This window comes from Benzoatithermus flavus, assembly GCF_037908215.1.
GTDB lineage: Bacteria > Pseudomonadota > Alphaproteobacteria > Geminicoccales > Geminicoccaceae > Benzoatithermus > Benzoatithermus flavus.
Window position 1 is genome coordinate 13,819 of record NZ_JBBLZC010000016.1, and the last position, 21,970, is coordinate 35,788.

Annotated in this window: 23 protein-coding genes; 9 read left to right on the forward strand and 14 right to left on the reverse strand. The window is 68.7% G+C overall.

Features of this window, described 5'->3' with window-relative positions; translation table 11 throughout:
• Nucleotides 1-195 precede the first annotated feature (195 nt).
• Nucleotides 196-1,551, reverse strand: coding sequence for a phosphoglucosamine mutase (gene glmM / locus U1T56_RS15635; RefSeq protein ID WP_418160419.1), 1,356 nt, complete (start codon nt 1,549-1,551; stop codon nt 196-198).
• A gap of 237 nt (nt 1,552-1,788) precedes the next feature.
• Here glmM and U1T56_RS15640 point away from each other — a divergent pair, with 237 nt between their 5' ends.
• The gene (locus U1T56_RS15640; protein ID WP_418160420.1) at nt 1,789-2,004 is read left to right on the forward strand and encodes a hypothetical protein; all 216 of its coding nucleotides are present in this window, start codon (nt 1,789-1,791) and stop codon (nt 2,002-2,004) included.
• Here the strand turns inward: U1T56_RS15640 and U1T56_RS15645 are convergent.
• Both U1T56_RS15645 and U1T56_RS15650 read right to left on the reverse strand, forming a co-directional pair.
• On the reverse strand, nt 2,001-3,041 hold the full coding sequence (locus U1T56_RS15645; protein ID WP_418160421.1) for a histone deacetylase family protein: 1,041 nt from the start codon (nt 3,039-3,041) through the stop codon (nt 2,001-2,003). The two genes, U1T56_RS15640 and U1T56_RS15645, sit on opposite strands and share 4 nt — an antisense overlap.
• Nucleotides 3,042-3,304: 263 nt before the next feature.
• Nucleotides 3,305-4,162 (reverse strand): DUF6635 family protein, encoded by an 858-nt coding sequence (locus tag U1T56_RS15650; RefSeq protein WP_418160422.1) that lies wholly within the window; start codon nt 4,160-4,162, stop codon nt 3,305-3,307.
• Between the two features lie 173 nt (nt 4,163-4,335).
• On the opposite strand from U1T56_RS15650, the gene U1T56_RS15655 reads away from it, so the two are divergent.
• Together U1T56_RS15655 and U1T56_RS15660 are read left to right on the forward strand one after the other, a co-directional pair.
• Complete coding sequence (locus tag U1T56_RS15655) at nt 4,336-5,574, forward strand: MFS transporter (RefSeq protein WP_418160423.1); 1,239 nt, start codon at nt 4,336-4,338, stop codon at nt 5,572-5,574.
• Nucleotides 5,575-5,707: 133 nt separating this feature from the next.
• A complete protein-coding gene (locus U1T56_RS15660; RefSeq protein ID WP_418160424.1) occupies nt 5,708-6,640 on the forward strand; it encodes a lysophospholipid acyltransferase family protein in 933 nt (310 codons plus the stop codon).
• Between the two features lie 21 nt (nt 6,641-6,661).
• On the opposite strand, the gene U1T56_RS15665 is transcribed toward U1T56_RS15660, so the two are convergent.
• Nucleotides 6,662-7,894, reverse strand: coding sequence for an ArsB/NhaD family transporter (locus tag U1T56_RS15665; protein WP_418160425.1), 1,233 nt, complete (start codon nt 7,892-7,894; stop codon nt 6,662-6,664).
• 537 nt (nt 7,895-8,431) lie between these two features.
• Here U1T56_RS15665 and U1T56_RS15670 point away from each other — a divergent pair.
• A complete protein-coding gene (locus U1T56_RS15670; protein ID WP_418160426.1) occupies nt 8,432-9,394 on the forward strand; it encodes a glycoside hydrolase family 26 protein in 963 nt (320 codons plus the stop codon).
• Between the two features lie 90 nt (nt 9,395-9,484).
• Here the strand turns inward: U1T56_RS15670 and U1T56_RS15675 are convergent, their stop codons facing one another.
• From U1T56_RS15675 to U1T56_RS15690, 4 genes are all read right to left on the reverse strand, one after another.
• Entirely contained in the window at nt 9,485-10,003 is a 519-nt protein-coding gene (locus U1T56_RS15675) for a cell wall hydrolase (RefSeq protein ID WP_418160427.1), read from the reverse strand.
• Nucleotides 10,004-10,350: 347 nt separating this feature from the next.
• Entirely contained in the window at nt 10,351-11,181 is an 831-nt protein-coding gene (locus tag U1T56_RS15680; RefSeq protein WP_418160428.1) for an aldo/keto reductase, read from the reverse strand.
• Nucleotides 11,182-11,286: 105 nt separating this feature from the next.
• Nucleotides 11,287-11,766: a bacterioferritin gene (gene bfr, locus U1T56_RS15685; RefSeq protein ID WP_418160429.1), complete on the reverse strand. Its 480-nt coding sequence runs from the start codon at nt 11,764-11,766 to the stop codon at nt 11,287-11,289.
• 60 nt (nt 11,767-11,826) lie between these two features.
• Complete coding sequence (locus U1T56_RS15690; RefSeq protein ID WP_418160430.1) at nt 11,827-12,069, reverse strand: (2Fe-2S)-binding protein; 243 nt, start codon at nt 12,067-12,069, stop codon at nt 11,827-11,829.
• Between the two features lie 386 nt (nt 12,070-12,455).
• Between U1T56_RS15690 and U1T56_RS15695 the strand changes: the two genes are divergently transcribed.
• Together U1T56_RS15695 and U1T56_RS15700 are read left to right on the forward strand one after the other, a co-directional pair.
• A complete protein-coding gene (locus tag U1T56_RS15695; RefSeq protein ID WP_418160431.1) occupies nt 12,456-13,436 on the forward strand; it encodes an aldo/keto reductase in 981 nt (326 codons plus the stop codon).
• Between the two features lie 17 nt (nt 13,437-13,453).
• Nucleotides 13,454-13,903, forward strand: coding sequence for a YcgN family cysteine cluster protein (locus tag U1T56_RS15700; protein ID WP_418160432.1), 450 nt, complete (start codon nt 13,454-13,456; stop codon nt 13,901-13,903).
• A gap of 64 nt (nt 13,904-13,967) precedes the next feature.
• Here U1T56_RS15700 and rpsU read toward each other — a convergent pair whose 3' ends face one another.
• Entirely contained in the window at nt 13,968-14,174 is a 207-nt protein-coding gene (gene rpsU / locus U1T56_RS15705) for a 30S ribosomal protein S21 (protein WP_418160503.1), read from the reverse strand.
• A gap of 147 nt (nt 14,175-14,321) precedes the next feature.
• Between rpsU and def the strand changes: the two genes are divergently transcribed.
• Nucleotides 14,322-14,864 (forward strand): peptide deformylase, encoded by a 543-nt coding sequence (gene def, locus U1T56_RS15710; protein WP_418160433.1) that lies wholly within the window; start codon nt 14,322-14,324, stop codon nt 14,862-14,864.
• Entirely contained in the window at nt 14,861-15,514 is a 654-nt protein-coding gene (locus U1T56_RS15715; RefSeq protein ID WP_418160434.1) for a COQ9 family protein, read from the forward strand. Before def ends, U1T56_RS15715 begins: the two co-directional genes overlap by 4 nt.
• Here U1T56_RS15715 and U1T56_RS15720 read toward each other — a convergent pair.
• From U1T56_RS15720 to U1T56_RS15740, 5 genes are all read right to left on the reverse strand, one after another.
• The gene (locus U1T56_RS15720) at nt 15,511-16,308 is read right to left on the reverse strand and encodes an HpcH/HpaI aldolase family protein (protein ID WP_418160435.1); all 798 of its coding nucleotides are present in this window, start codon (nt 16,306-16,308) and stop codon (nt 15,511-15,513) included. The genes U1T56_RS15715 and U1T56_RS15720 overlap by 4 nt on opposite strands.
• Before the next feature lie 38 nt (nt 16,309-16,346).
• Nucleotides 16,347-17,510, reverse strand: coding sequence for an epoxide hydrolase family protein (locus U1T56_RS15725; RefSeq protein ID WP_418160436.1), 1,164 nt, complete (start codon nt 17,508-17,510; stop codon nt 16,347-16,349).
• Between the two features lie 130 nt (nt 17,511-17,640).
• Entirely contained in the window at nt 17,641-17,832 is a 192-nt protein-coding gene (locus U1T56_RS15730) for a hypothetical protein (RefSeq protein ID WP_418160437.1), read from the reverse strand.
• The gene (locus U1T56_RS15735; protein WP_418160504.1) at nt 17,829-18,935 is read right to left on the reverse strand and encodes a mandelate racemase/muconate lactonizing enzyme family protein; all 1,107 of its coding nucleotides are present in this window, start codon (nt 18,933-18,935) and stop codon (nt 17,829-17,831) included. Before U1T56_RS15735 ends, U1T56_RS15730 begins: the two co-directional genes overlap by 4 nt.
• A gap of 19 nt (nt 18,936-18,954) precedes the next feature.
• Entirely contained in the window at nt 18,955-20,565 is a 1,611-nt protein-coding gene (locus tag U1T56_RS15740; RefSeq protein WP_418160438.1) for a GMC family oxidoreductase, read from the reverse strand.
• Between the two features lie 120 nt (nt 20,566-20,685).
• Between U1T56_RS15740 and U1T56_RS15745 the strand changes: the two genes are divergently transcribed.
• Nucleotides 20,686-21,588, forward strand: a complete 903-nt coding sequence (locus tag U1T56_RS15745) for a LysR family transcriptional regulator (RefSeq protein ID WP_418160439.1) — start codon at nt 20,686-20,688, stop codon at nt 21,586-21,588.
• Nucleotides 21,589-21,970: the final 382 nt, after the last annotated feature.

Genomic DNA, 21,970 nt, shown 5'->3' on the forward strand with positions numbered 1-21,970 from the left:
TCGTCTTGGGGAGGGCGCAGCCGGCGAGAGAACTCGGACCGGTCAGAGGCAGCGGAGGCGCCCAGCGTGCCGCTCATATAAGAACCGGCCCAAGCACCTACAACCGGGTGACCTGCAACGAAAAAGCGCCGCAGCAGGCGAGACCTGCAGCGTCTCGCCTGCACGGGCACATTTCCGCCGGATCGGGGAGACGGCTCAGGCGGCCTCTTGCGAGTAAGCGGCGATCCGCTCGCTCACGGTCTCGAGCACGTCCTTCAGAAGCGCTTCGTCCTCGGCTTCCACCATGACGCGGATCACGGGCTCGGTGCCGGACGCACGCACGAGGAGTCGGCCGATGCCGTCGAGGCGCGCCTGCTCGCGGTCGAGAAAGCCGGCGATTTCGGGTGCGGTGAGATCAATCCGCCGCGCGACGCGGATGTTCTTGAGCTGCTGCGGCAGCGGCGTGAAGACGCGACCGACCTCGGCAGCGGGGCGGTCCTGCTGGCGGATCACGGCTAGGACCTGGAGCGCGGCGAGGAGGCCGTCGCCGGTGGTGGCGAAGTCCGAGAGGATGATGTGGCCGGACTGCTCGCCGCCCACGTTGCAGCCCTCGGCCCGCATCCGTTCGACGACGTAGCGGTCGCCGACCTTGGTGCGCAGAAGCTCGAGGCCGAGGCTCCGGACGTGCTTCTCGAGGCCGAGATTGGACATCACGGTGGCGACGACGCCTCTGCCCTTGAGCCGCCCCTCACCGTGCCAGCTCCGGGCGATGAGCGCCAGTACCTGATCGCCGTCGATCAGGCTGCCCTCGTTGTCGACCAGAACCACCCGGTCGGCATCGCCATCCAGGGCCACGCCGAGATCGGCCCTCTCGCGCAGCACGGCCTCGCGCAGGGATTCGGGGTGGTTCGAGCCGCAATTCTCGTTGATGTTGAGCCCGTTGGGCTGCACGCCCAGGCGGATCACCTCCGCCCCGAGCTCGAACAGGAGCGTGCCGGCGAGCTGGTAGGCGGCGCCATGGGCGCTGTCGACCACGATCTTGAGGCCCGCGAGTGTGAGGCCCTTGGGGAAGCTGCTCTTCAGGTTCTCGATGTAACGGCCGCGCGCATCGTCGATCCGCTTGGCTCGGCCGAGATCGGCCGGTGCGGCGAGACCTTCGGTCGAGCCGGAGTCCACGAGCCGCTCGATCTCGAGCTCGGCCTCGTCGGAGAGCTTGAAGCCGTCCGGCCCGAACAGCTTGATGCCGTTGTCGTGGTAGGGATTGTGCGAGGCCGAGATCACCACGCCCAGATCGGCGCGCAAGGAGCGGGTGAGGAATGCCACGCCCGGCGTGGGCATCGGCCCCACCAGCATCACGTCCATGCCGGCCGAGATGAAACCCGCGGTGAGCGCCGGCTCCAGCATGTAGCCCGAAAGGCGGGTATCCTTGCCGATCACCACGCGATGGCGGTGATCCCCGCGCTGGAACAGCCGCCCGGCCGCCTTGCCCAGCGCAAGCGCCACCTCGGCGGTCATCGGATGGGTATTGGCGAGGCCGCGAATGCCGTCGGTGCCGAAAAGCCGGCGTTCCATGCTGCGAAATCTCCTAACGTCGCGAATGTCTCGGGCGAACCCTTGCCCCAGCCCGATAGCGTTCTCGACCCAACATAGAAGGCTTTTCCGGCTCGCGGCAGATGTTGGATGGTCGCGAGGATCGATGGCGGCAACACATAGCTGGCTACGCTCGCCAGCAGGGTCACCTTGGCGTCTGCCGCCGGTGTGGGCAGACTGCCCTCAGGACAGCGCCGACCGCAGCTCTCGAGGGTTGCCATGGCACCGACCCATGATCCGCTCTCCGTCTTGCCCCAGTGGCTGATCGACCGTCTGCTCGCCGGCCGGTTCGCAACCATGCGCCCGACGAGCTACGCGCCGGTGCTCACCCGCCTGCAGCGCGGGCTGCCGGCCATGGGCGGCGACCGCCGCAGGCGGCCGCGGATCCTCTCGGGCGAGGCGTGGCGGGGGCGGGTCCTCGATCTCGAGGGCTAGCGGGCTCGGGCCTCCTCGAAGCCGGTCAGCACGTTGACGACGTTGATGCCGATCTGCTCGACGGCGTAGCCGCCCTCCATGACGAACAGCGTCGGCAGGCCCAGCCGCGCGATCCTGGCGCCGTAGGTGGCGAAATCTTCGCTCTCGAGCCTGAACTTCGAGATCGGGTCGTCCTTGTAGGTGTCCACACCGAGAGAAACCAGAAGCACGTCGGGCGCATAAGCGGCCACCTTCCGGCACGCATCCTCGAATGCTTCGCCCCAGGCCGGAAAACCGGTGCCCCAAGGCAGCGGATAGTTGACGTTGAAGCCCTCGCCGGCTCCCGCCCCGCGCTCGTCGCCCCAGCCGAGATAATAGGGGAACTCCTGGGCGGGGTCGCCGTGGAGCGAGAGGAACAGCACGTCGGGCCGGTCGTAGAAGATGGCCTGGGTGCCGTTGCCGTGGTGATAGTCCACGTCCAGGATCGCGACCCGCTCGGCCCCGCCGTCGATCAGGAATTGCGCCGCGATCGCGGCGTTGTTGAGGAAGCAGTAGCCGCCATAGAGATCGGCGGCGGCATGGTGACCGGGCGGGCGGCACAAGGCGAACACGGCCCGCTGCTCGCCGGTGGCGATCAGCCTCGCACCCGTAAGCGCCGTTTGCGCGCTGGCATAGGCCGCGCGCCAGGTGCCGGCCGTGATCGGCGTGCCGGCATCGAAGCTGTAATAGCCCATCAGGCCATCGATCCGCCGGGGTCGGATCTGCCGCAGCGTGCGCATGGGCCAGGTCCAGGGAAGCGCGTCGCAGGTGCGTCCCGTCGCGGCCCACTCGTCCCAAGCTCCGGCAAGGAACGCGACGAAATCCGGGTCGTGCACGCGCTCGATGGGCGCCCGACCGAAATCCTCGGGCGGAACGATCTCGCCCAGGCCCACCTCGCGCACGCGGTCGCGGATCAAAAAGGCGCGGCGGGGCATCTCGAAGCAAGGCAGGAGCTGACCATCGATCAGCTCGGCCTTGCCGTCCTGGAGCGCGTGATCCTCGGAATAGACGGTGAGCATGGGCGGCTACTCGATAGGGGTTCCGCGTGTCGAGACGTCCTGGCTGCTCGTCCCGCCGAGGTGCCCGGCACCAGGAAGGGCGACAGCTCGACGAAGGCGCGGCAGTGCCGGTCGAGCCGCGGCATGATTTCGTCCATCGCCGAGGAATGGACCGGGCCGTGCATCGCCCGCAGCGCCGAAGTGCGCCGGGCACATCCTCGGCCATCCGCTCCTCCCTCCTCGCGTCTCGCTACCGAGAGATGAGCAGATCGCGCCCGACAGGTCTAGCGCGTGAGACGCATCGCCATCAGCACCGCGTCGGCGAGGTCGACGAGGCGGGCGACCCAGGGATCGGGCAGAGCGAGGCTGGCTTCGCTCTCGCCCAGCGCCACGCGCTCGAGCGTGTCGACCAGCCGCCGGAGCCGCCGTCGATGCAGACCCAAGAGCTCCTGCAGCGGGTCGGTGACGAGGCCCGTGAAGGTGGCGAGGAGCGCGAAGCCGATCATGACCGCGAACGTCGTCGCCACGGTCCGGGTCCAGCTCACATCTGCTGGAAACCAGGCATGATAGAGGCCGCCCAAGGCAGATCCGAGCCAGAAACCTTCGACCGCCTCGCGCTGCGCCATCTCCTTGGCCAGTATTGGCCCGAGCGAGATGGCGCCGGGTGTGAGCGCCTGCACGAGGACGAGCCCCGCCGCCAGCGCCACGAGTGCTGCCGCGAACTCCGCCACGGCGTGACGCGCCGCGACGTACTCGGCGATCAGATGATGCGCACGCTCCCGCGAAGCGGGCGCGTCCACGGTCGCCTCGTCGATCCGCAGGAGCTCGCTCAGCACGAGGTCCGCGATCCGGCGCGCGAGGCGCGTCTCGAGAAACGGGTTGCGGCGCTCGAGCCGAGTGCCCGACCGGGCGAAACCGAGCCGCCGCAGGAGCATGGCGGCGATGCGCAGGAACAGGGCCGGACCGACCAGGAGCACGTTGAGCGGGGCCCGCAGGAGATCGAGCCCCAGCGCCTCCCGATGCAGCCGCCACGCGCCGGCGAGGCCGAAATGCCGGGCCGTGAAGGCGGGGATGCGTGCCCGACAGGCAGCGGCACGGGTCATCACGGCGGCGCGCAGGATAGGATCGAGCGGGACCATCATCTCTCCCCTCGAGATCGCTCGCTGCTTCCTGCCCCGGCCGCCTCGCGCCGCCCCCCGATCGTTGCAGGCGGCCGCGCGAGGTCATGCGGTAATCGGCATCGCCTTGCACCCGCGGGTGGGCTAGGTTCCGCCACGCTGGTGCCTGTCGCGGCGCAGTGAGGAGAGAGGTTGGTATGCCGTCGTCGTCTTCTGTGATCGGTTCCGGAGCGGGCTGGCGCACACCTGCCGTCGTGGTCGTCTGCGGCTGCCTCATCGCACTGCTCACCTTCGGCATCCGGGCGAGCTTCGGCTTGTTCACAGCCCCGATCTCCGCAGCTCATGGCTGGGGCCGGGAGGTGTTCGCGCTCGCGATCGCGATTCAGAACCTGCTCTGGGGTGCGGGCCAGCCCTTCGCCGGTGCCTTGGCCGACCGGTTCGGCAGCGCTCGCGTGCTGGCCGCGGGCAGCCTGCTCTATGCCGCAGGCGTGGCGCTGATGGCGGTGGCCGGCACGCCGCTCGCGATGCATCTCTCGGCCGGCGTGCTGATCGGCCTCGGGCTCGCTGGTGCCTCCTTCACCATCGTCATAGCGGCCTTGGCTCGCCGTGTCCCGCCCGAGCAGCGCTCCTGGGCTACGGGCATCGCCACGGCGTCCGGCAGCCTCGGTCAGTTCCTGATGGCGCCCCTGGGACAGGCCTTCATCCTGGCCTACGGCTGGCAGACCGCTCTCTTCCTGCTCGCGGCCGGCGTGGTGGTGGTGCCGCTCCTCGCGACTGCCATGGCGTCGGGTCCGGCCCAAGGGACCGCCAGGGGCGAGGTCGATCTCGGCTTCAAAAGAACGCTCGCACACGCTTTCGGCCACAGGAGTTACCAGCTCCTGGTCGCGGGCTTCTTCGTCTGCGGCTTCCACGTCGCCTTCATCACCGTCCACCTGCCGCCCTACCTTACCGACGCCGGCGTCAGCCCGCAACTCGCGGCCTGGTCGATCGCGATCATCGGGCTCGGCAATATCATGGGCTCTTATGTCTCGGGCGTGCTCGGCGGCCGCTTCAGCAAGCGCTGGCTGCTCACCGGAATCTACGGGCTGCGCGCGCTCGTGATAGTGCTGTTCGTGCTCCTGCCGGTGACACCCGCAAGTGTGATCCTGTTCGCGGTCGCCATGGGGCTCTTGTGGCTCTCGACCGTGCCGCCCACTTCGGGTCTGGTCGCGGTCATGTTCGGCACCCGCTACATGGCGATGCTGTTCGGAATCGTGTTCTTCAGCCATCAGATCGGCTCGTTCCTCGGCATCTGGCTGGGCGGTCTGTTCTACGAGCGCTACGGCTCCTACGACGCGGTCTGGTGGATGGGCGTGGCGCTCGGCCTGTTCGCGGCTCTGGTCCACATGCCGATCATCGAGGAGCCAGCGCCGCGGTTCGCGACGGCCGCGGCCTGACGGGGCACGGTTCGTACACGGGCGTGTGACTTCCGTCGCATCCTCGGGCGGGTGCGCGATCCTTATCTAGCCGGAGGGCCAGCCAGTTCCCGACCGGTCGGCTGCCTTCCAGCATCGTCGATGGAGGTTGCGTGTGACGCAGCTCTTTCTCATGAAGGCGCTCTCCCGGCCACTCGGCCACGTGCCGGCGCTGCGCGATGCGCTCTGGGGCATCGAAGCCGGCCTGCTCGAGCGGATCTGGCGCCTGGCCGAGGCGCGCGATCCGGACAAGGCATCGGACCTGGGTGCCCAGATCGGCCGGCTGATCGGGCCGCACACGGTCAAGCACAAGCAGATCACGCGCAACCTCCGCATCGCCTTCCCGCATTGGCTGCCGCACCGGATCGAGGATATGGCGCTGCACACCTGGAGGCAGATTGGCCGGACCATCGCCGAGTACCCATACCTGCCACGGATCTGCGACCCTGCCGAAGGGCGGATCCGGGTCGTCGACCTGGGCGGCCTCGATCTGGTCCGCCGCACAGGAAAGCCCGGCATCTTCGTCTCGGCGCACCTCGCCAACTGGAACGTGTCGCCCGTGGCCCTGGCCTGGTCCGGCCTGCCGCTCACCGTCATCTACGCCAGGCAGAAGAACACCACGCTCGAGGCCAAGATCGAGCAGTGGCGCGCCGCGATCGGCTGCAGCTTCCTCGAGGTCCGGCAGGCGGGACGGCAGATGCTGCGCGAGCTGCAGCGGGGCCGGAGCCTCGGCATCCTCATGGACCAGCGCTACGACAGGGGCGAGGAGATCCCGTTCTTCGGCATACCGGCGACGACGAGCGTGGGACCCGCGAAGCTGGCGCTGCATCTGGGTCTGCCGCTGATCCCGGTCCGGGTGCAGCGGCTGCAGGGGGCCCGGTTCGTCATCACCTTTTTCCAGCCGATCCGGCCCGAGCCCGACCTTCCTCCGGACGAGACGGCGCGGGACATGATCCTCAAGGTCAACCGGATGTTCGAGCGCTGGATCAGGGAGACGCCCGAGCAGTGGCTGTGCGCCAAGCGGCGCTGGCCGGCGCGCTGGAAATGAGCACGGAGCGGGATCCGGACCTCAGCCGCTCGCGATCAGCGCCAGCCACCCCGAGGCCGCGATCAGCGAGAGGAGGGTGATCGGCACGCCGCAGCGCGCATGCTCGAGAAAGCCCAGCTCGACGCCGACCTCCTTCGCCCGCTCGACCGTGATGATGTTGGCGAGGCTGCCGACCACGAGCAGGTTGCCGGCGAGCGTGGAGACCACGGCGAGGAAATGGAGCAGGTCGGGGGTCGGGGCCGGCAGCACCTTCAAGAGCAGCACCACGAGCGGTACGTTGCCGATCGTGTTCGAGCCCAGCACCGTGAGCGGGCCGAGCAGCCAGGGCTCGGCGAGTGGAGCTCCGGCGCGCGCCAGCATCTCGACCAGCCATGCCGGCAGGCCGGTCGCTTGCAGGGCGTGCGTCACCACGAACAGGCCGCCGAACAGGATCAGGAGGTGCCAGTCGACCAGGGCCAAGATACGCTTGGTCGAGAGGCGGCGGCTCACCAGGAGCACGCCGGCGACCAGCAGCACCCCTTCCGCCTGCGGCAATGGCGTCGCGAACAGAACGAGAAGCGCTGCCGTGGCGACGAGCGCCTTCAGGAGCCCGCCACGGTCGGGAGCGGGCACCTGCTCCGGCAGGCCGTGGCGCGAGCGCGGGTCCTGGAGGACGAAGCGCCTGCGCCAGACCGCGAGCACCACGAGGTAGCTGACGGCCATGCCGACCGCTGCGGGCGGACCGCAGGCGGCGAGGAATGCCCAGAAGTCGAGATGGCCGCGCTGGCCGATCAGGATGTTCTGCGGATTGCCGATGATCGTGGCGGCCGAGCCGGCATTGGCGGCCGCGGCGAGCGCTATCAGGAACGGTCGCGGATCGAGCCCACGCCTGAGCAGGCCCGTGGCCAGCATCGGCGTCATGGCGAACACGACCACGTCGTTCGCGAGCACGGCCGATAGCAGGCCTGCTGTTGTCACGGTGAGCAGGAGCAGCTGTTTCGGGCCAGCAGGGCTCAGCGCCAGCCGTCGCGAGCACCAGGCATAGAAGCCGCAGGCCGCGAACTGCGAGGAGAGCACCATGAGCCCGAACAGGACGACGAGCGTGGGCACGTCGATCGCGTTTCGCGCCTCCTCCGGGCTGATGGCGCCAGCGAGGACGAGCACGATGGCGCCGAGGAGCGCGATGCCGGTGCGGTCGATCATGAGCCCAGGCCAGCGACCGAGCGCCATGCCGAGATACACGGCGACGAAGACGGTGAGGACGAGCAAGGTCATGCGCGCTCAAGCACGCCGGCCCGACCTTTTGTCAACCCCGGAGTCTGGCCTCCCCCGCGATTCGGGGCAGGGCACGCGCGTGCGTAACGTGCTCGCGCATCCGCGGCTGCCAGAGCCGCCACAGCCGCTCGAGGTGATGGGCTCTCCCGTCCCGCCCCTCTCGAAACGAGCAAGACGTTAGATGTTATTCTACCTCGATGCGAATTTCGACTCGTCAGCGCCTTTTGGTTGATGTATGAATCGCGCGTGTTCGCCTGAAAGAAACCGGGCGCAAGCGAAGAAACGCCTCAAGGAAAAGAAACAATGCCATGCATGCTGCGGGGGAGAAAACTCCCCAGCGAGGGCAGTCGCACACGCGTGTCGGCCCTGCTCTCGACCTTGCTGTTGGCCAGTACTGCCACGGCTGCTCTGGCGGCAACCGGCGGCCAGCCGACGGCTCCGGCGCTCCTCGACCCGAGACCGCCGGCCTCATCTACCCTCGCGCTGCCCGAATTGGCCGGCAGCAGCTCGTCGGAGGCTAACGGCCCGACAGTGATCATGGCGGCGGTCGCGTCCGCGACGAAAGTATCCACCCTACCGAAGTTCGCCTACAAGGGCAGCCTCTCCGGCCTGCCGTGGGCCTCGGGCGGCACCGGCAGCCCCGACGCCTTCGAGGCCTATCGCGGCCGCCGCCTCGACGTGCGCACGGGCTATCTCACCATCCGCTACGGCTGGACCGAGATGACCCAGCTCGCCTGGGTCAGCGGCTATGTGGCCGCCGGTGCCCAGCCGGTGCTCGCGGTCGGCCTCCTGCCCGAGAGCGCGCGCGGCCAGCTCGCCCAGTGCGCCAACGGCGCCTTCGACGCCCACATCCGCGAGATCGGCCAGGATATCGTCATGGAAGGGGCCGGCAACGCCATCCTGCGGCTGGGCTGGGAGGCCAACCGCATGGGCGACTTCCCCTGGGCGATTCGAGTCGCGGGCGATGCTGGTCCCTTCAAGGGCTGCTTCCGCCGCTGGGTCCAAGTCCTGCGCACGGTGCCGGGGCAGTCCTTCAGCTTCGACTGGAACATGGGAGCACAGGGCAACCTGCCCTACCACGTCGACCAGATCTATCCCGGCAACGACTACGTCGACATCATCGGCGTGCAGTACTACGACCGCTGCCCGCCGGCTTTGACCCAGGCCGACTGGGACAAGCGCTACAACTCGTACAACACCACGACCGGCAGCCCGTACGGGCTCGGCAAGTGGCTGGCCTACGCCAGGTCCAAGGGCAAGAGGCTCTCCGTGCCCGAGTGGGGTATCGGTGGTCCCAGCACCGCCTGCGCCAGGCCCGGCGTCGACAATCCGCTGTTCGTCGAGAACATGTTCCGGTTCTTCCGGGCCAATGCCGCCTCGATCGCCTACGAGGCCTACTTCAACGGGACGTCGCCGACGGGCTCGTATCAGCTCTACCCGGCGGATGCGAACCCGCTGTCCTCGGCCCGGTACAAGGCCCTTTGGGGACCCACGAGCTGATCTCTCGCGTCCGGACTCCGAGGGGTCGGCGCTTCTGCTGCGTCGGTCGTCGCCGACGCAGCACGGGGTCCGGGTGCCGCCGGCTCCGTATCAGCGACTGGCCCACATGACGGCGCCATAGGGCTTGCGCTGCGGCCTGGGCAGCCGATCGGCCCGGGCATAGAAGAGGTGACGGCCGATCTGCGTCGAGGCGGCGATCTTGTCGCCGAGAACGGTGTGGCCGACATCGGCGCCGTTGAACCACAACGCCCCATGCGTCGGATCGGCCGGCGGCTCCTTCAGGAGCCGCTCCGCGAGTGCCAGAGCCTGCCGCCAGGCTCCGCGCTCGGTCGGCGGTCCGGCCTCGCCGTTGCACACCCAGCTGAACTGGCAGCCCTGGTAGACGATCTCCTGCACCGTCTTGGGAAAGCTCTCGTCGGCCATGCGATTGAGAACCACCCAGCCGACGGCGAGCATGCCCTTGCGCCCCTCCCCTTTGGCCTCGTGGTACATGGTCAATGCAAGAGCCTGAACCGCGCGAGGATCGGGCTCGTCAGCGCCGGCGCGGGCGGCCATCGGGGCGACGATCGCGAACACGCAGGCCAGAGCAGCGGCGAGAGGCCGTCGCATGCAGAGGGTCTCCTGTGGTTGTTGTCGTTCTCCGACGTGCGCGGGACGTTAACCACAGCAGCCACATGCACAACCCGGGACGACCGGTATATCGCCGACCTGCGTCAACTTGCCTCAGGCAGAGGCTCTTGCATTTTTCGTTGCTTAATCAACACGGATATTGTGTCGCTGTGACCACGCTAGAGGTGAACACCTAGCCATTCCGCCGATCGTGCCGGTTCGAATCTGTGGCTTGGGCGCCTCAATCGCCCAAAGGTTGAGAAGATGCCGTATGCCTCCGGGGCGAGCGCTCCGGAACGGCGCAGCAAGCCGTGCCGCCGTCTGGAGCACCCAGCCGGTGGATCCGCTCAGGTGGGATCCCATGCCGGCACGGAACCGCCGACGGCGACGATCCGGCCCTCCGGCTTGCCCAAAGCCGCGATCTCGACCATCTCGGGCTCGCTCAAGCTGAAGTCGAAGATCTGGAAGTTCGCACGGGCGTGCTCGACGCGCGAGGAGCGCGGGATCGCCACGACTCCCTCCTGCTGCACGAGCCAGCGCAGCGCCACCTGCCCCGCCGTCTTGCCATGACGCTGCGCGATCCGGGCGAGGGTCGGGTCCTCGAACACCCGGCCTCGGGCGAGGGGACAATAGGCGGTGAGCGCCATGCCGTTCGTCCGGCAGGCCTCGAGCACCGTGCGCTGGCTCAGGAAAGGATGGTATTCGACCTGGTTGGTCGCGAGCGGGTGGCTGCTGAGCCGCATCGCCTCGACGAGCATGGCGGCGGTGAAGTTGCTGACGCCGATGTGCCGGGCCCAGCCGCGCTCGGCGCAATCGTTCAGCGCCACCATGGTCTCGGGCAGCGGCACATCGGGGTTGGGCCAGTGGAGAAGCAGGAGATCGACCGCGTCGAGCTGAAGCTTCTCGAGGCTTTCTACGACCGAGCGCTGCAGATCACCGCTCCGAAAGCGGTCGGGCCAGATCTTGGTGGTGACGAACAGCTCGTCCCGCTTCAACCCCGAAGCGCGGAGCGCTGCCCCGACCTCGGCCTCGTTGCCGTACATCTGCGCCGTGTCGATGTGGCGATAGCCGATCTCGAGCGCCGCCTCGACCATGTGCCGCGCCTGAGCGTCGCGCAGCTCCCAGGTGCCGAAGCCGAGCGCGGGAATCGGAGCGCCGTTGCCGTTGACCTTGTGCATGCCTCAACTCCTCCTCGGATCCGGGCTAGGCTGAACCAGGATGAGGGGTCGCTCAAGGCCACCGAACGCGCAGAAGCTCCGCAGGCGACGCAACGCCGGACCGGCTCAGACCTGGCTCTGGCCGAAGTTCTCGATGCCGATCTGATCGATGAGGTCGAGGTCGGTGCGGTAGTTGTCCTGGTGCCTCTCCTCGTCCTCGAGGATGTCGATCAGGAGATCGCGCGTGACGAAATCGTTGGCGTCCTCGCAAATCTTGATCGCGGCTCGATATTGGGCGATCCCCTCGAGCTCGAGGCGGAGATCGCACTCGATGACCTCCTTGAGATTCTCGCCGATGTAGAGCTTGCCCAGGTCCTGGAGGTTCGGCAGGCCGCCCAGGAGCAGGATGCGCTGGATCAGCCGGTCGGCGTGCCGCATCTCCTCGATCGATTCCTCGTACTCGGCCTTGCCGCGCTTGTGGAAGCCCCAGTCCTGGAGCATGCGCGCATGCAGAAAGTACTGGTTGATCGCGGTCAGCTCGCCCTTGAGGCCCTCGTTCAGGGCGGCCAGCACCTTCGGGTCACCGGTGAGCGCTTTTCTTACCATGCCGAGCTTCCCTGGCTGCTGCGCTGAGGAAGCTAGGAGCTAACCCGAAGTTCCGGTCTGTCAAGCGGCAGCCGCGGTCGGGACGGCGACGGTCTCCTCGCGAGCACAGGCGGCGCAGCTTCCGGAGACCGGCGGCTGTGGGGCGTGGGCCGCGAAGATCTCGCGCATCATCGGCACGCAGCGGCCGCAGCGGACCTGACAGCCGTTCAGCCGGTAGATGCAACCGACGTTGCGAGCCTCCCCGCTCGCGGCGGTCTCGCGGCAGACCTTGTCGCGCAAGCCGTTGCACACGCAGACGATCATCAGGCACTCACTCTCGCGGTCCGGCCAGCCTGTAGCATCCGGATGCATCCGGGGCAAACGAAACTTTGCCGCAGTCAATTTGGAACAATTTCAGAGAGATATTCTTCTTGGAATTATTTCAAATCCATCTCGGGGTATCACCTCGTTGTCATGGTAATTGTCGCACCCGATTCCCTCAACTGGCGCGTTATCCATTGCTCGAGCCGTCACCTTGCGAGATGCAGTCCCCGCCGGCACCTCTGCCGTGCCTCGGATGGTGAGCATGAGCGCTCTTCGCGAGGCTTCGCTGCACGAATGAGGGTTTCTCCCGTCCCGCCGTCGGCCTATCTCAGCGCTGTCGGCCGGAACGGCCGATGCGGCCGGACAGCGAGGAGGAGGGATAGGCCATGGAGTATGTCCGTCTCGGCAATACGGGCCTGCAGGTATCGCGGCTGTGCCTCGGCTGCATGACCTACGGCGATCCGGGCTGGCGCGAGTGGGTCCTGGACGAGGCGGCGAGCCGTCCCTTCATCAAGGAGGCGCTGGAGGCCGGCATCAACTTCTTCGACACGGCCGACATGTACAGCCTCGGGCGCAGCGAGGAGATCCTGGGCCGAGCGCTCAAAGACATGGCGCGGCGCGACGAGGTGGTGATCGCGACCAAGCTCTACAACCCGATGGGCCCGAAGCCGACGCAAAGAGGGCTCTCGCGCAAGCACGTCATGGAGGCGATCGACGCGTCCTTGAAGCGCCTCGGCACCGATTATGTCGATCTCTGGATCATCCACCGCTTCGACTACGCGACCCCGGTCGAGGAGACGGTGGAAGCGCTCTCGGACGTGGTGAAGGCCGGCAAGGCGCTCTATCTCGGCGCCTCCTCGATGTGGGCCTGGCAGTTCATGAAGATGCTGGGCCTGCAGCGCGCCAGAGGCCTCGCCCCCTTCGTCTCGATGCAGAACTATCTGAACCTCGTCTACCGCGAGGAGGAGCGCGAGATGCTTCCTCTCTGCCGGTCCGAGGGGATCGCGGTCACACCCTGGAGCCCTCTGGCCCGCGGCTTTCTCGCCGGCAGCAAGCCCAGGGAGGGAGCTTCCACCACCCGTGCCCGCACCGATTCCTACCAGCAAGCGCTTGGCCTCGGCTCCGAGCAGGACTACACGATCCTGGAGCGTGTCGAGGAGATCGCGCGCCGACTCGGCGTCAAGCCGGCCCAGGTGGCGCTCGCCTGGGTTCTGGGTGTTCCGGGCGTCACCGCGCCGATCGTCGGCGCCTCCAAGCCGCACCATCTGAAGGACGCCTTGGGAGCGCTCGAGATCACGCTCGACGCCGAGACCCGCGCCTTCCTCGAAGAACCCTACCGGCCCCGCCCCGTCTCGGGGCACACCTGACCGTCGAGAGACTACCCTTGACCTGCCGGACGAATCGCAAGCAGCGTTCCTATTTCTGGCGCGAGAAGCCGATCGAGCAGATGACCGAGGCCGAATGGGAGTCGCTTTGCGACGGTTGCGGGCTGTGCTGCCAGATCCGGGTCGAGGACGTGGATACCGGCGAGATAGCGCTGTCGGACGCCGCCTGCCGGCTGCTCGACCTCTGCACGCACCGCTGCAAGGACTACGAGCACCGTCAGGAGCGCGTGCCCGACTGCGTCAAGGTGACGCCCGAGAACGTCCGCTCGCTGAATTGGCTGCCGCACACCTGCGCCTACCGACTCGTCGCCTTCGGCCACGATCTGCCGCGCTGGCACCATCTCGTCTGCGGCGATCCCGAACGGGTCCACACGGTGGGCCCCTCGATGCGCGGCTGCCTCGTGAGTGAGGACGAGGTGGAGTGGCCTGCGCTGGACGACCCCGAATAACAGCAACGCCCGGGCCGAAGCGACCCGGGCGTCGTTGTCATCGCTTGCCACCTGCGCGAGGAGCCTAAAGCTCGTCGCGCTCGGCCCGCTTGCGCAGGAGCTTGCGGTACCGTCGCACGGCTTCCGCCTTCTCGCGCGCCCGGCGCTCGGACGGCTTCTCGTAGTGCCGCCGCATACGCATCTCGCGGTAGAGGCCTTCGCGCTGCATCTTCTTCTTCAGCGCGCGCAGCGCCTGATCGACATTGTTGTCGCGAACCTGAACCTCGACGATGGCTCGTACTCCCAAGCTGATGACAACAGGACGACAAAAACTGTTCCCTCGGCCGAGGGCTGAGCGCGGATATAGCACGGCCGCGGCGGCTCGCCAAGCGGGACCGCGCACCTGTTCCTTTCCGCTGCTCTGGGCTATCAGAGCGGCATGACGCTGCGCAAGATCGCCCGCCTCGGCCAGCCCGTGCTGCTGACCAGGGCCGAACCCGTGCTCGAGGTCGACAGGCCCGAGCTGCAGACCCTGATCGAGGACATGCTCGAGACCATGGCGGACGCCGATGGGATCGGCCTCGCTGCCCCCCAGGTCCACGAGAGCGTCCGGGTCATCACAGCACTCGAGATCCTCGACCGCAGCGAGCGCGGCAGCGCTCGCGCCCATGTCCTGATCAACCCGGAACTCACCCCCTTGGGCGAGGAGCGCGAACTCGCCTTCGAGGGCTGCCTCTCCATTCCGGATCTGCGCGGCCTCGTCCCGCGCTGGCGTCGCGTCGCCTATCGGGCGCTCGACCGGCACGGCGCTCCCGTCGCCGGCGAGGCGGAAGGGCTCTTCGCCCGGGTCCTGCAGCATGAGGTCGATCACCTCGACGGCATTCTCTATCCCATGCGCATGACGGACCTGCGGGCCCTCGCCTTCACGGACGAGGTTCCCCATCTCTCCGAGTGGCTGGAACGCGGTGGAGACCGGAGATGACCGACGCCGTCGCCGAGCGCCGCGCGCTCAAGGATCGTGTTCTGGAGGCGGCGCTCCTGCATGCCGCCTTCGATGGCTGGAGCCGGCGGACGCTGATCAACGCGGCGGCCGATGCCGGCCTCGATCCGGCGACCGCCCGGCGTCTGTTCCCGCAGGGCGGCGACAGCCTGCTCGCCTGGCTCGACGACTGGGCCGATCGCCGGATGCTGGAGGCGGTATCGGCGCAAGAGCTGGAGCGGCTGCCCGTGCGCCGGCGCATCGCCCTTCTCGTGCGCACGAGGCTCGAGCTCCTGGCTCCGCACCGCGAGGCCATGCGTCGCGCCGCGGTGGCACACGGCTTTCCGACCAACGTCGCCGAGGCCGGGCGAGCCTTGTGGCGGACGGTGGATCGCATGTGGCAGGCGGCGGGCCTGGGCGGCGAGCCCGCGGAGGGCTTCAGTTACTACTCGCGCCGGGCGAGCCTCGCGGCCGTGCTGATCGCGACCTTCCTCTACTGGCTCGAGGACCACTCGGAGGGTAGCGCCGACACCTGGGCGTTCCTCGACCGCCGCATCGAGGACGTCATGCGCATCGGCCGCGCCCGCTCCACGTTCGACCGCTGGACCGGCTGGCTCACCGGCCGCCGCCCCGCCGCCCACGCGCCGCGCTAGCTGCCGCTGCCCGACGACGATCGGGCCTGCTGCGCCCAGGTCTCGGCTGCCGCGGCGAGCGTCGCGGAGATCGCGACGGCATCGACCCACAGGGTCACGAGATCGAAGCCCGAGGCGGCCATCCGCGCCGCATAGCGCGCACTAGCGGCATGAATCCCGATCCGTTTCCCGGCCCGGCGGCAGGCGGCGAGGACGCGGGCGAAGGCTTCTTGGAGCTCGGGCTCATCGCGGTCCTGGCCGGCCCCGAGCCCGAGCAACAGGCCGAGGTCTCCGGGGCCGACGAACAGGCCGTCGAGGCCGTCCACCGCGGCGAGTTCCTCGCAACGCTCGAGTCCCGTCCGCGTCTCGATCATCGCAAACGCCACCACCTGCTCGGCCGCAGCGAATACATCCGCATCGGGGCGCAGCGCGGCACGGGTCGGCCCGTGCGAGCGCCGGCCACGGGGCGGATAGCGGCAGGCCGCCACCAGCGCCTCGGCCTCGGCGGGGCTCTCGACCATGGGGGCGATGACACCGGCGGCCCCCGCGTCGAGCACGTACCCGGTCACGGCCGCATCGATGTCCGGCAGACGGACCAGAGGGGCCCTGCCATGGGCCGCGACGGCACGGAGCGCATGGACCGCGGTGCCGAGGTCGAAAAGACCGTGCTGGAGGTCGAGGGTGACGGCCTCGACGCTGCCGCGCGCAGCGACCATCTCGGCGAGATGTGCGTCGGGAATGGTCAGCCACGCATTGCGCGCCGGCCGGCCGGCAGCCCACGCTTCCCGCACCGGTCGCGCTGGTGTGTCTTTCATGACGACTTCCCTTTCCGGATCGCTTCGGCGCACCGGGCTCAGCCCTGACCGCGCAGCGGGCGGAAGAACGCCCGGATCTCGTCCGCCAGTGCTTCGGGCTGCTCCATCGCCGCGAAATGCCCGCCGCGCGGCATGGCGCTCCAGCGGCGGATGTCGATGAAGGTGCGCGCTGCCAGCGAGCGTGGCGGACGCAGGATCTCGCGCGGGAATTCGGCGTAGCCGGTCGGCACGCCGATCGCAGCCCCCTCCGGGATCGGCCACGGCCCATGCAGGCGCGCGTAGTAAGGCCAGAACGAGGAGCCGATCGCTCCTGTGAACCAATAGAGGCCGATGTTGGCCAGAAGCTGGTCCCTCGTGAACACCGCCTCCACATTGCCGCCGCAGTCGGACCAGGCGCGGAATTTCTCGACGATCCAGGCGGCGAGCCCCGCCGGCGAATCGGTGAGGGCAAAGGCGAGGGTCTGCGGTCGGGTGCCCTGGATCCACTGATAGCCCGTCTCCTCCTTGAGCCAGATCGCGAGCTCGCCGAGATAGCGATGCTCCTCGGGTGCAGGGTCCGCGACCATCGCGGGATCGCGGCGCAAAGGGAGGAGGTTGAGGTGGATGCCGACGAGGTGCGCGGGATAGGCCCAGCCGAGCCGCGATGCGACGAACGAGCCCCAGTCGCCGCCCTGTGCGCCGAAGCGCCGGTAGCCCAGGACGTCGGTCATCAGCCCGATGAGGCAGTCCGCCATCGCCTCCACCGAGAAGCGCGGCTGTCCGGGCGCGAACGACAGGCCGAAGCCGGGCAACGAGGGTGCCACCACCGTGAACGTATCGGCCGGATCGCCGCCGAAGCGGGCCGGGTCGGCAAGGCGCGGGATCAGCTCGAGGAACTCGAACACCGAGCCCGGCCAGCCATGCAGAAGCAGGAGCGGCAAAGGTGCCGGCCCGTTGCCGGGAACGTGGAGGAAATGGAGGTCGATGCCGTGCAGGGGAACCTTGAACTGGGGGAAGGCGTTCAGCCGCGCCTCCTGGCCCCGCCAGTCGAAGCCATCCCGCCAGTACGCGACCAGCCCGCGCATGTAGCCGACGTCCGTGCCGTAGGTCCAGGGCGGTCCCGGCGTCTGGTCGGGGAAGCGCGTGCGCGCGAGGCGCTCGCGCAGATCGGTGATCGCATCCTCGGGCACGCGAAGCGTGAAAGGCTCGGGCTGCGGGCTCATGAAGCGATCCTGCCCCGTCCGGCCGTGCCGATGGTCATGCGCCGCCCCCAGGGAGCTATGGCCGGAGCTCCTCACCGAGGTCACGGGCTGCGCAGGCAGCCTTCGTCTCGGACCGGCCCAAGAGGTCAGTCTATCCGACCGGAGCCGGCCGTGCCAGATCGGCATCGATCGGCGCCAGATTCGTAAGATGGCCGACGCGGCGCCGTTCGGCCTGCGAGGTGAGCGGGCCGATCAGCGGGTCGCGAGCCGATCCCCGGACGACCAGCCGCGGCACCGACCCGTCCTCGACATGGGCGGCAGCGAAGGCGGCAGCGCTCGTCACGAGGTCAGCTCGCTGACCTGGTAGGCTGCCCGGTCGAGCCAGACCGGCGAGATTTCCACCCCCCAGCCCGGCCCCGACGGGATCTCGACCTGCCCGTCGCGAACCGCGAAGGGGTCGCCCAGGAACAGCCCCTGCTGCCAGGGATAATAGTCGGGACCCTCGATCGAAAGCTCGAGATACCTGCCCGCGTTCGGGATGGCGCCGAGGAGGTGCATCGTGCAGATCGTCACGAGCGAGAGGTTGGCGCTGTGCGGGGTGCAGGGCAGTCCGGCGGCAGCGGCCATCCGCACGACGCGGAGCGTGCGCGCGAGCCCGCCCATGTACATGATGTCGGGCTGCACGACGTCGACCGCCCGCATCTCGATCATCCGTGCCCAGGTCCCGAGATCCCAGTCCTGCTCGCCGCCGGTGACGTCGATCGCGAGCGCGTCCGCGACCTGCCTGGTCTCCTCGAGCTTCCAGTAGGGGCAGGGCTCCTCGAAGTGGCCGATGCCTTCGGCCTCCAGGAGCCGGCCTACCTCGATCGCACGCTTCGGCGAGAAGCCGCTGTTGGCGTCGACCAGCTTCGCGACGTTCGGGCCGAGCGCTCGCGCCACGATCGGCACGATCGCCTCCGTGCGCCCGGGCCATTCGTCGACATCGCGGCCGCATTCGGCACCGATCCGCCACTTGAAGGCATCGAACCCCTGCTCGTCGCGCAGGCGGACGAAGCGTGCCGCCTCCTCGGCCGGGGTGATGTCGCGCTTCATCGACGAGGCATAGGCCCGGAGCCGCCGGGGCGTGCCGCCCAGAAGCTCGACCACCGGCTTGCCCTCGAGCTTGCCGCGCAGATCCCACAGCGCCGTGTCGAGGCCGGCGATGGCGCGGCAACGATAGCTGCCCGGGAACTTGTGCTCGCGCTCCTCGATGCGATCGACCAGCGCGTCGACGTCGGACACGTCGGCGCCGAGCGCCCAGGGCGCCACCTGGCGATGGAAGATGGTCGCCGTGATGTCGGCGTTGTAGGTCGAGGTCTGGCCCCAGCCGACGGCACCGGTGTCGGTGGTCAGCCGGACGAAGCAGACGAACTCGTTGGAGAATGTCTCGAGCCTGGCGATCCGCATCATCGGCTTCGTTCTCCCGTCATCCGGCCGCGATGAGCCGGGCCGCCTTGTGGGCGACCATGAGGGTCGGCGCGTGGGTGTTGGCGGAAGTGATGTTCGGGAACACGGACGCGTCCACGACACGCAAGGCCCGAATACCGTGCACGCGCAGCTCGCCGTCGACCACGCCGCCGGCCGACTCGGGGGCCATCCGGCAGGTACCGCAGGCGTGGAACACGCTCCCGCTGCGGGCGCGGAAATCCGCGAGGATCTCCTCGTCGCTCGCCCGCGCCGGGTCGAATACCGGCCGGTCGGCGACCAGGGCCCGCATGGCCTCGGTTTCCTGGATGCGCCCGATCAGGCGTGCCGACGCGATCACGTCCTCGATGTCCCGGTCGGTCGAGAGATAGTTCGGCGTGATGCGGGGCGGCCGCTCGGGCTCGGGCGACGCGATGTCGATCCGGCCGACGCTGGTCGGCCGGCAGGTGTTGAAACCGATGATGAAGCCCGGGTAAGGGTCGGGCTTCAGGAGCGGCCGCTTGCCGGCATGCTCGATCGAATAGCTGACCGGGTTGAAATAGAGCTGGGTGTTCGGCCGGCTCGCCCCGGGCGAGGTGCGGACCAGGCCGCCGAGCTGGTTGACACCGAGGCTGAGCGGACCGGAGCGCGTCAGCAGATAGCGCAGGCCGGCGGCGAGCCGGCCGGGCCAGGTCCCGAGCACCTGGTTCAAGGTGGGTTCGGTTGCCCGATAGAAGTAGCTGATGCCGAGATGATCCTGCAGCCCTCCACCGACCGCGGCATTGGCGTGGACCACGGGAATGCCCAGCCGCTGGAGCAGGTCGCCCGGCCCGATGCCGGAGAGCTGGAGGAGCTGCGGCGTGTTGACGGCACCGGCGCAGAGCACGACCTCTCCCCGCGCCGTGGCCTGGCGGCGCCGGCCGCCCTGGACGTAGTCGACCCCGACCGCCCGGCAGCCACGGATGGCCACGCGCTCGACCCGGGCGTGGATCGCCAGCACGAGGTTGGATCGGGCCAGAGCCGGGCGCAGGAACGCGTCTGCGGCCGAGCAGCGCAGCCCCTTGCGTGTGTTGACCGCGTAAGCGCCGATGCCCCCCTCGGGTGCGCTGCCGTCGAGGTCGTCGACGACGGGCAGGCCGAGCTCCCGTGCGGCAGCATAGAAGTGGCGCTTGATCGGATGGTATTCGGGCTCGCGATCGGACACCCACAAAGGGCCGTCGCCGTGCTGCGACCCGTCGCGGCGGATGCGGCGCTCGAAGGAGCGGAACACGGGCTCGACGTCGGTCCAGCCCCAGCCCGGATTGCCGGCGTCGCGCCAGTCGTCGTAATCGCCGGGCAGTCCGCGGCAATAGACCATGGCATTGATCGAGCTCGAGCCGCCGACCACCTTGCCACGCGGCCAGTAGGCGGCCCGGCCGCCGAGGCCGGGGTCGGGTTCGGTCGTGTAGCGCCAGTTGACGGCGGGATCGTGGAAGGTCCTGCCGTAGCCGATCGGCATCCGGATCCGGAAACGGCGGTCGCTGCCGCCGGCCTCGAGCAGGAGCACCCGCTTCGAGCGGTCGGCGCTGAGCCGCTCCGCGAGCACGCAGCCCGCCGACCCCGCACCGACGATGATGTAGTCGAACTCGCCCACCGGGTTGCCTCCCCGGAACCGCCGCCGCGGCCTTCGCGTCGAGCAGGCTGCCGCCCGGGATCGTTGCAGACAATCAATATCAAAGTAGCCAAAGGGGGTATTCTGCTTTAGCCATGGGCCATGGCTTACCCGCTTGCCCTTCTCGTCTGGCTGCGCACCTTCGAGGCATCCGCGCGCCATCTGAGCTTCGCCCAGGCGGCGCAGGAGCTGGGGCTCACCCCCGCAACGGTGAGCCAGCAGATCAAGGCGCTCGAGTCCCATCTCGGGTTCGCGCTGTTCGAACGGCTGCCGCGTGGCGTACGCCTGACGACGGTCGGGCGGGCTTATGCCCCCGCGGTGCGCAAGGCGCTCGACGAGCTGTCGGTCGCCACCGTCGGGCTGTTCGGCTCGAGCGGCAGGCGCAGCCTGACGATCCGCTGCTCGGTCAGCTTCGCGGCGCTATGCCTGTCGCCCAGGCTCGAGGCCTTCCGTACGGCGCACCCCGACATCGGCTTGAGGGTCTATTCCTCGATCTGGAGCGACGATCTCGACGACGATCGGATCGACCTCGACATCCGTTACGGCGACGGAAGATGGGACGGCTTCGACGTCGAGCCGCTGTCCGCACCCGTCTCGGTGCCGGTCTGTCCGCCGGACACCCGGTTCGGCGACGACCCGGCATCCGACCTCCTGCCGATCGTCGCGCGGCGGCCGATCCACATCCTCGGCTGCGAGAACCTGTGGATCGACCTGTCGCGCAAGCTGGGCTGGCCGGAAGGCAGCATCGATGGCGGGGTCTCGGTCGACACCTCCGTGATCGCGCTCGAGATGGTGGCGGCCGGGATCGGCTCGGCCATGATCTCGCGCGATCTCACGCTGCTCCATGCCGCCGCGGGCCGGGTGATGGTTCCGCCGGGTATCGCGCTGCGCCACGACCAGCGCCATTTCCTGCTGACGCCGCGCCGCGGCCGACACCCATCGGCCGACGTGCTGCTGCTCCGCGATTGGCTGTTGCGAACCTTCCGCACCGGGCTGCAGGCTTAGCGGTTCATCCGGCAGGTCACGCTGCTCTCGGTGGGAGTGCGCTCGCGGACTGCCGGTCTGGCTGACGCCGATACCCTCCACAGCAGCTGCACCGAACCTCGTGTGCGCCCGCCTTCGGGCGCTCCCGCTCGTCCCGGGGCGGCCCGGTGCACCCGTCGAACATGCCGCGATGCCACCGGATGACGGTCGCCCTTCCCGGCACTCGCGCCGCTCCACCGAGCTCGGTCTTGCTGGCTCCCTCGTTCCCACGGCTCCATCCTTCCCAATCTTGGAGCCTCCGGAAATCCCGGCATGGTTCAAACCTACTGCCGGCCGGCGGCACTGTTTCGCGGCCTCTACGGATCGAGAGGTTGGCAGCCTTCCCCTTCGTGGCAGCTTCGCC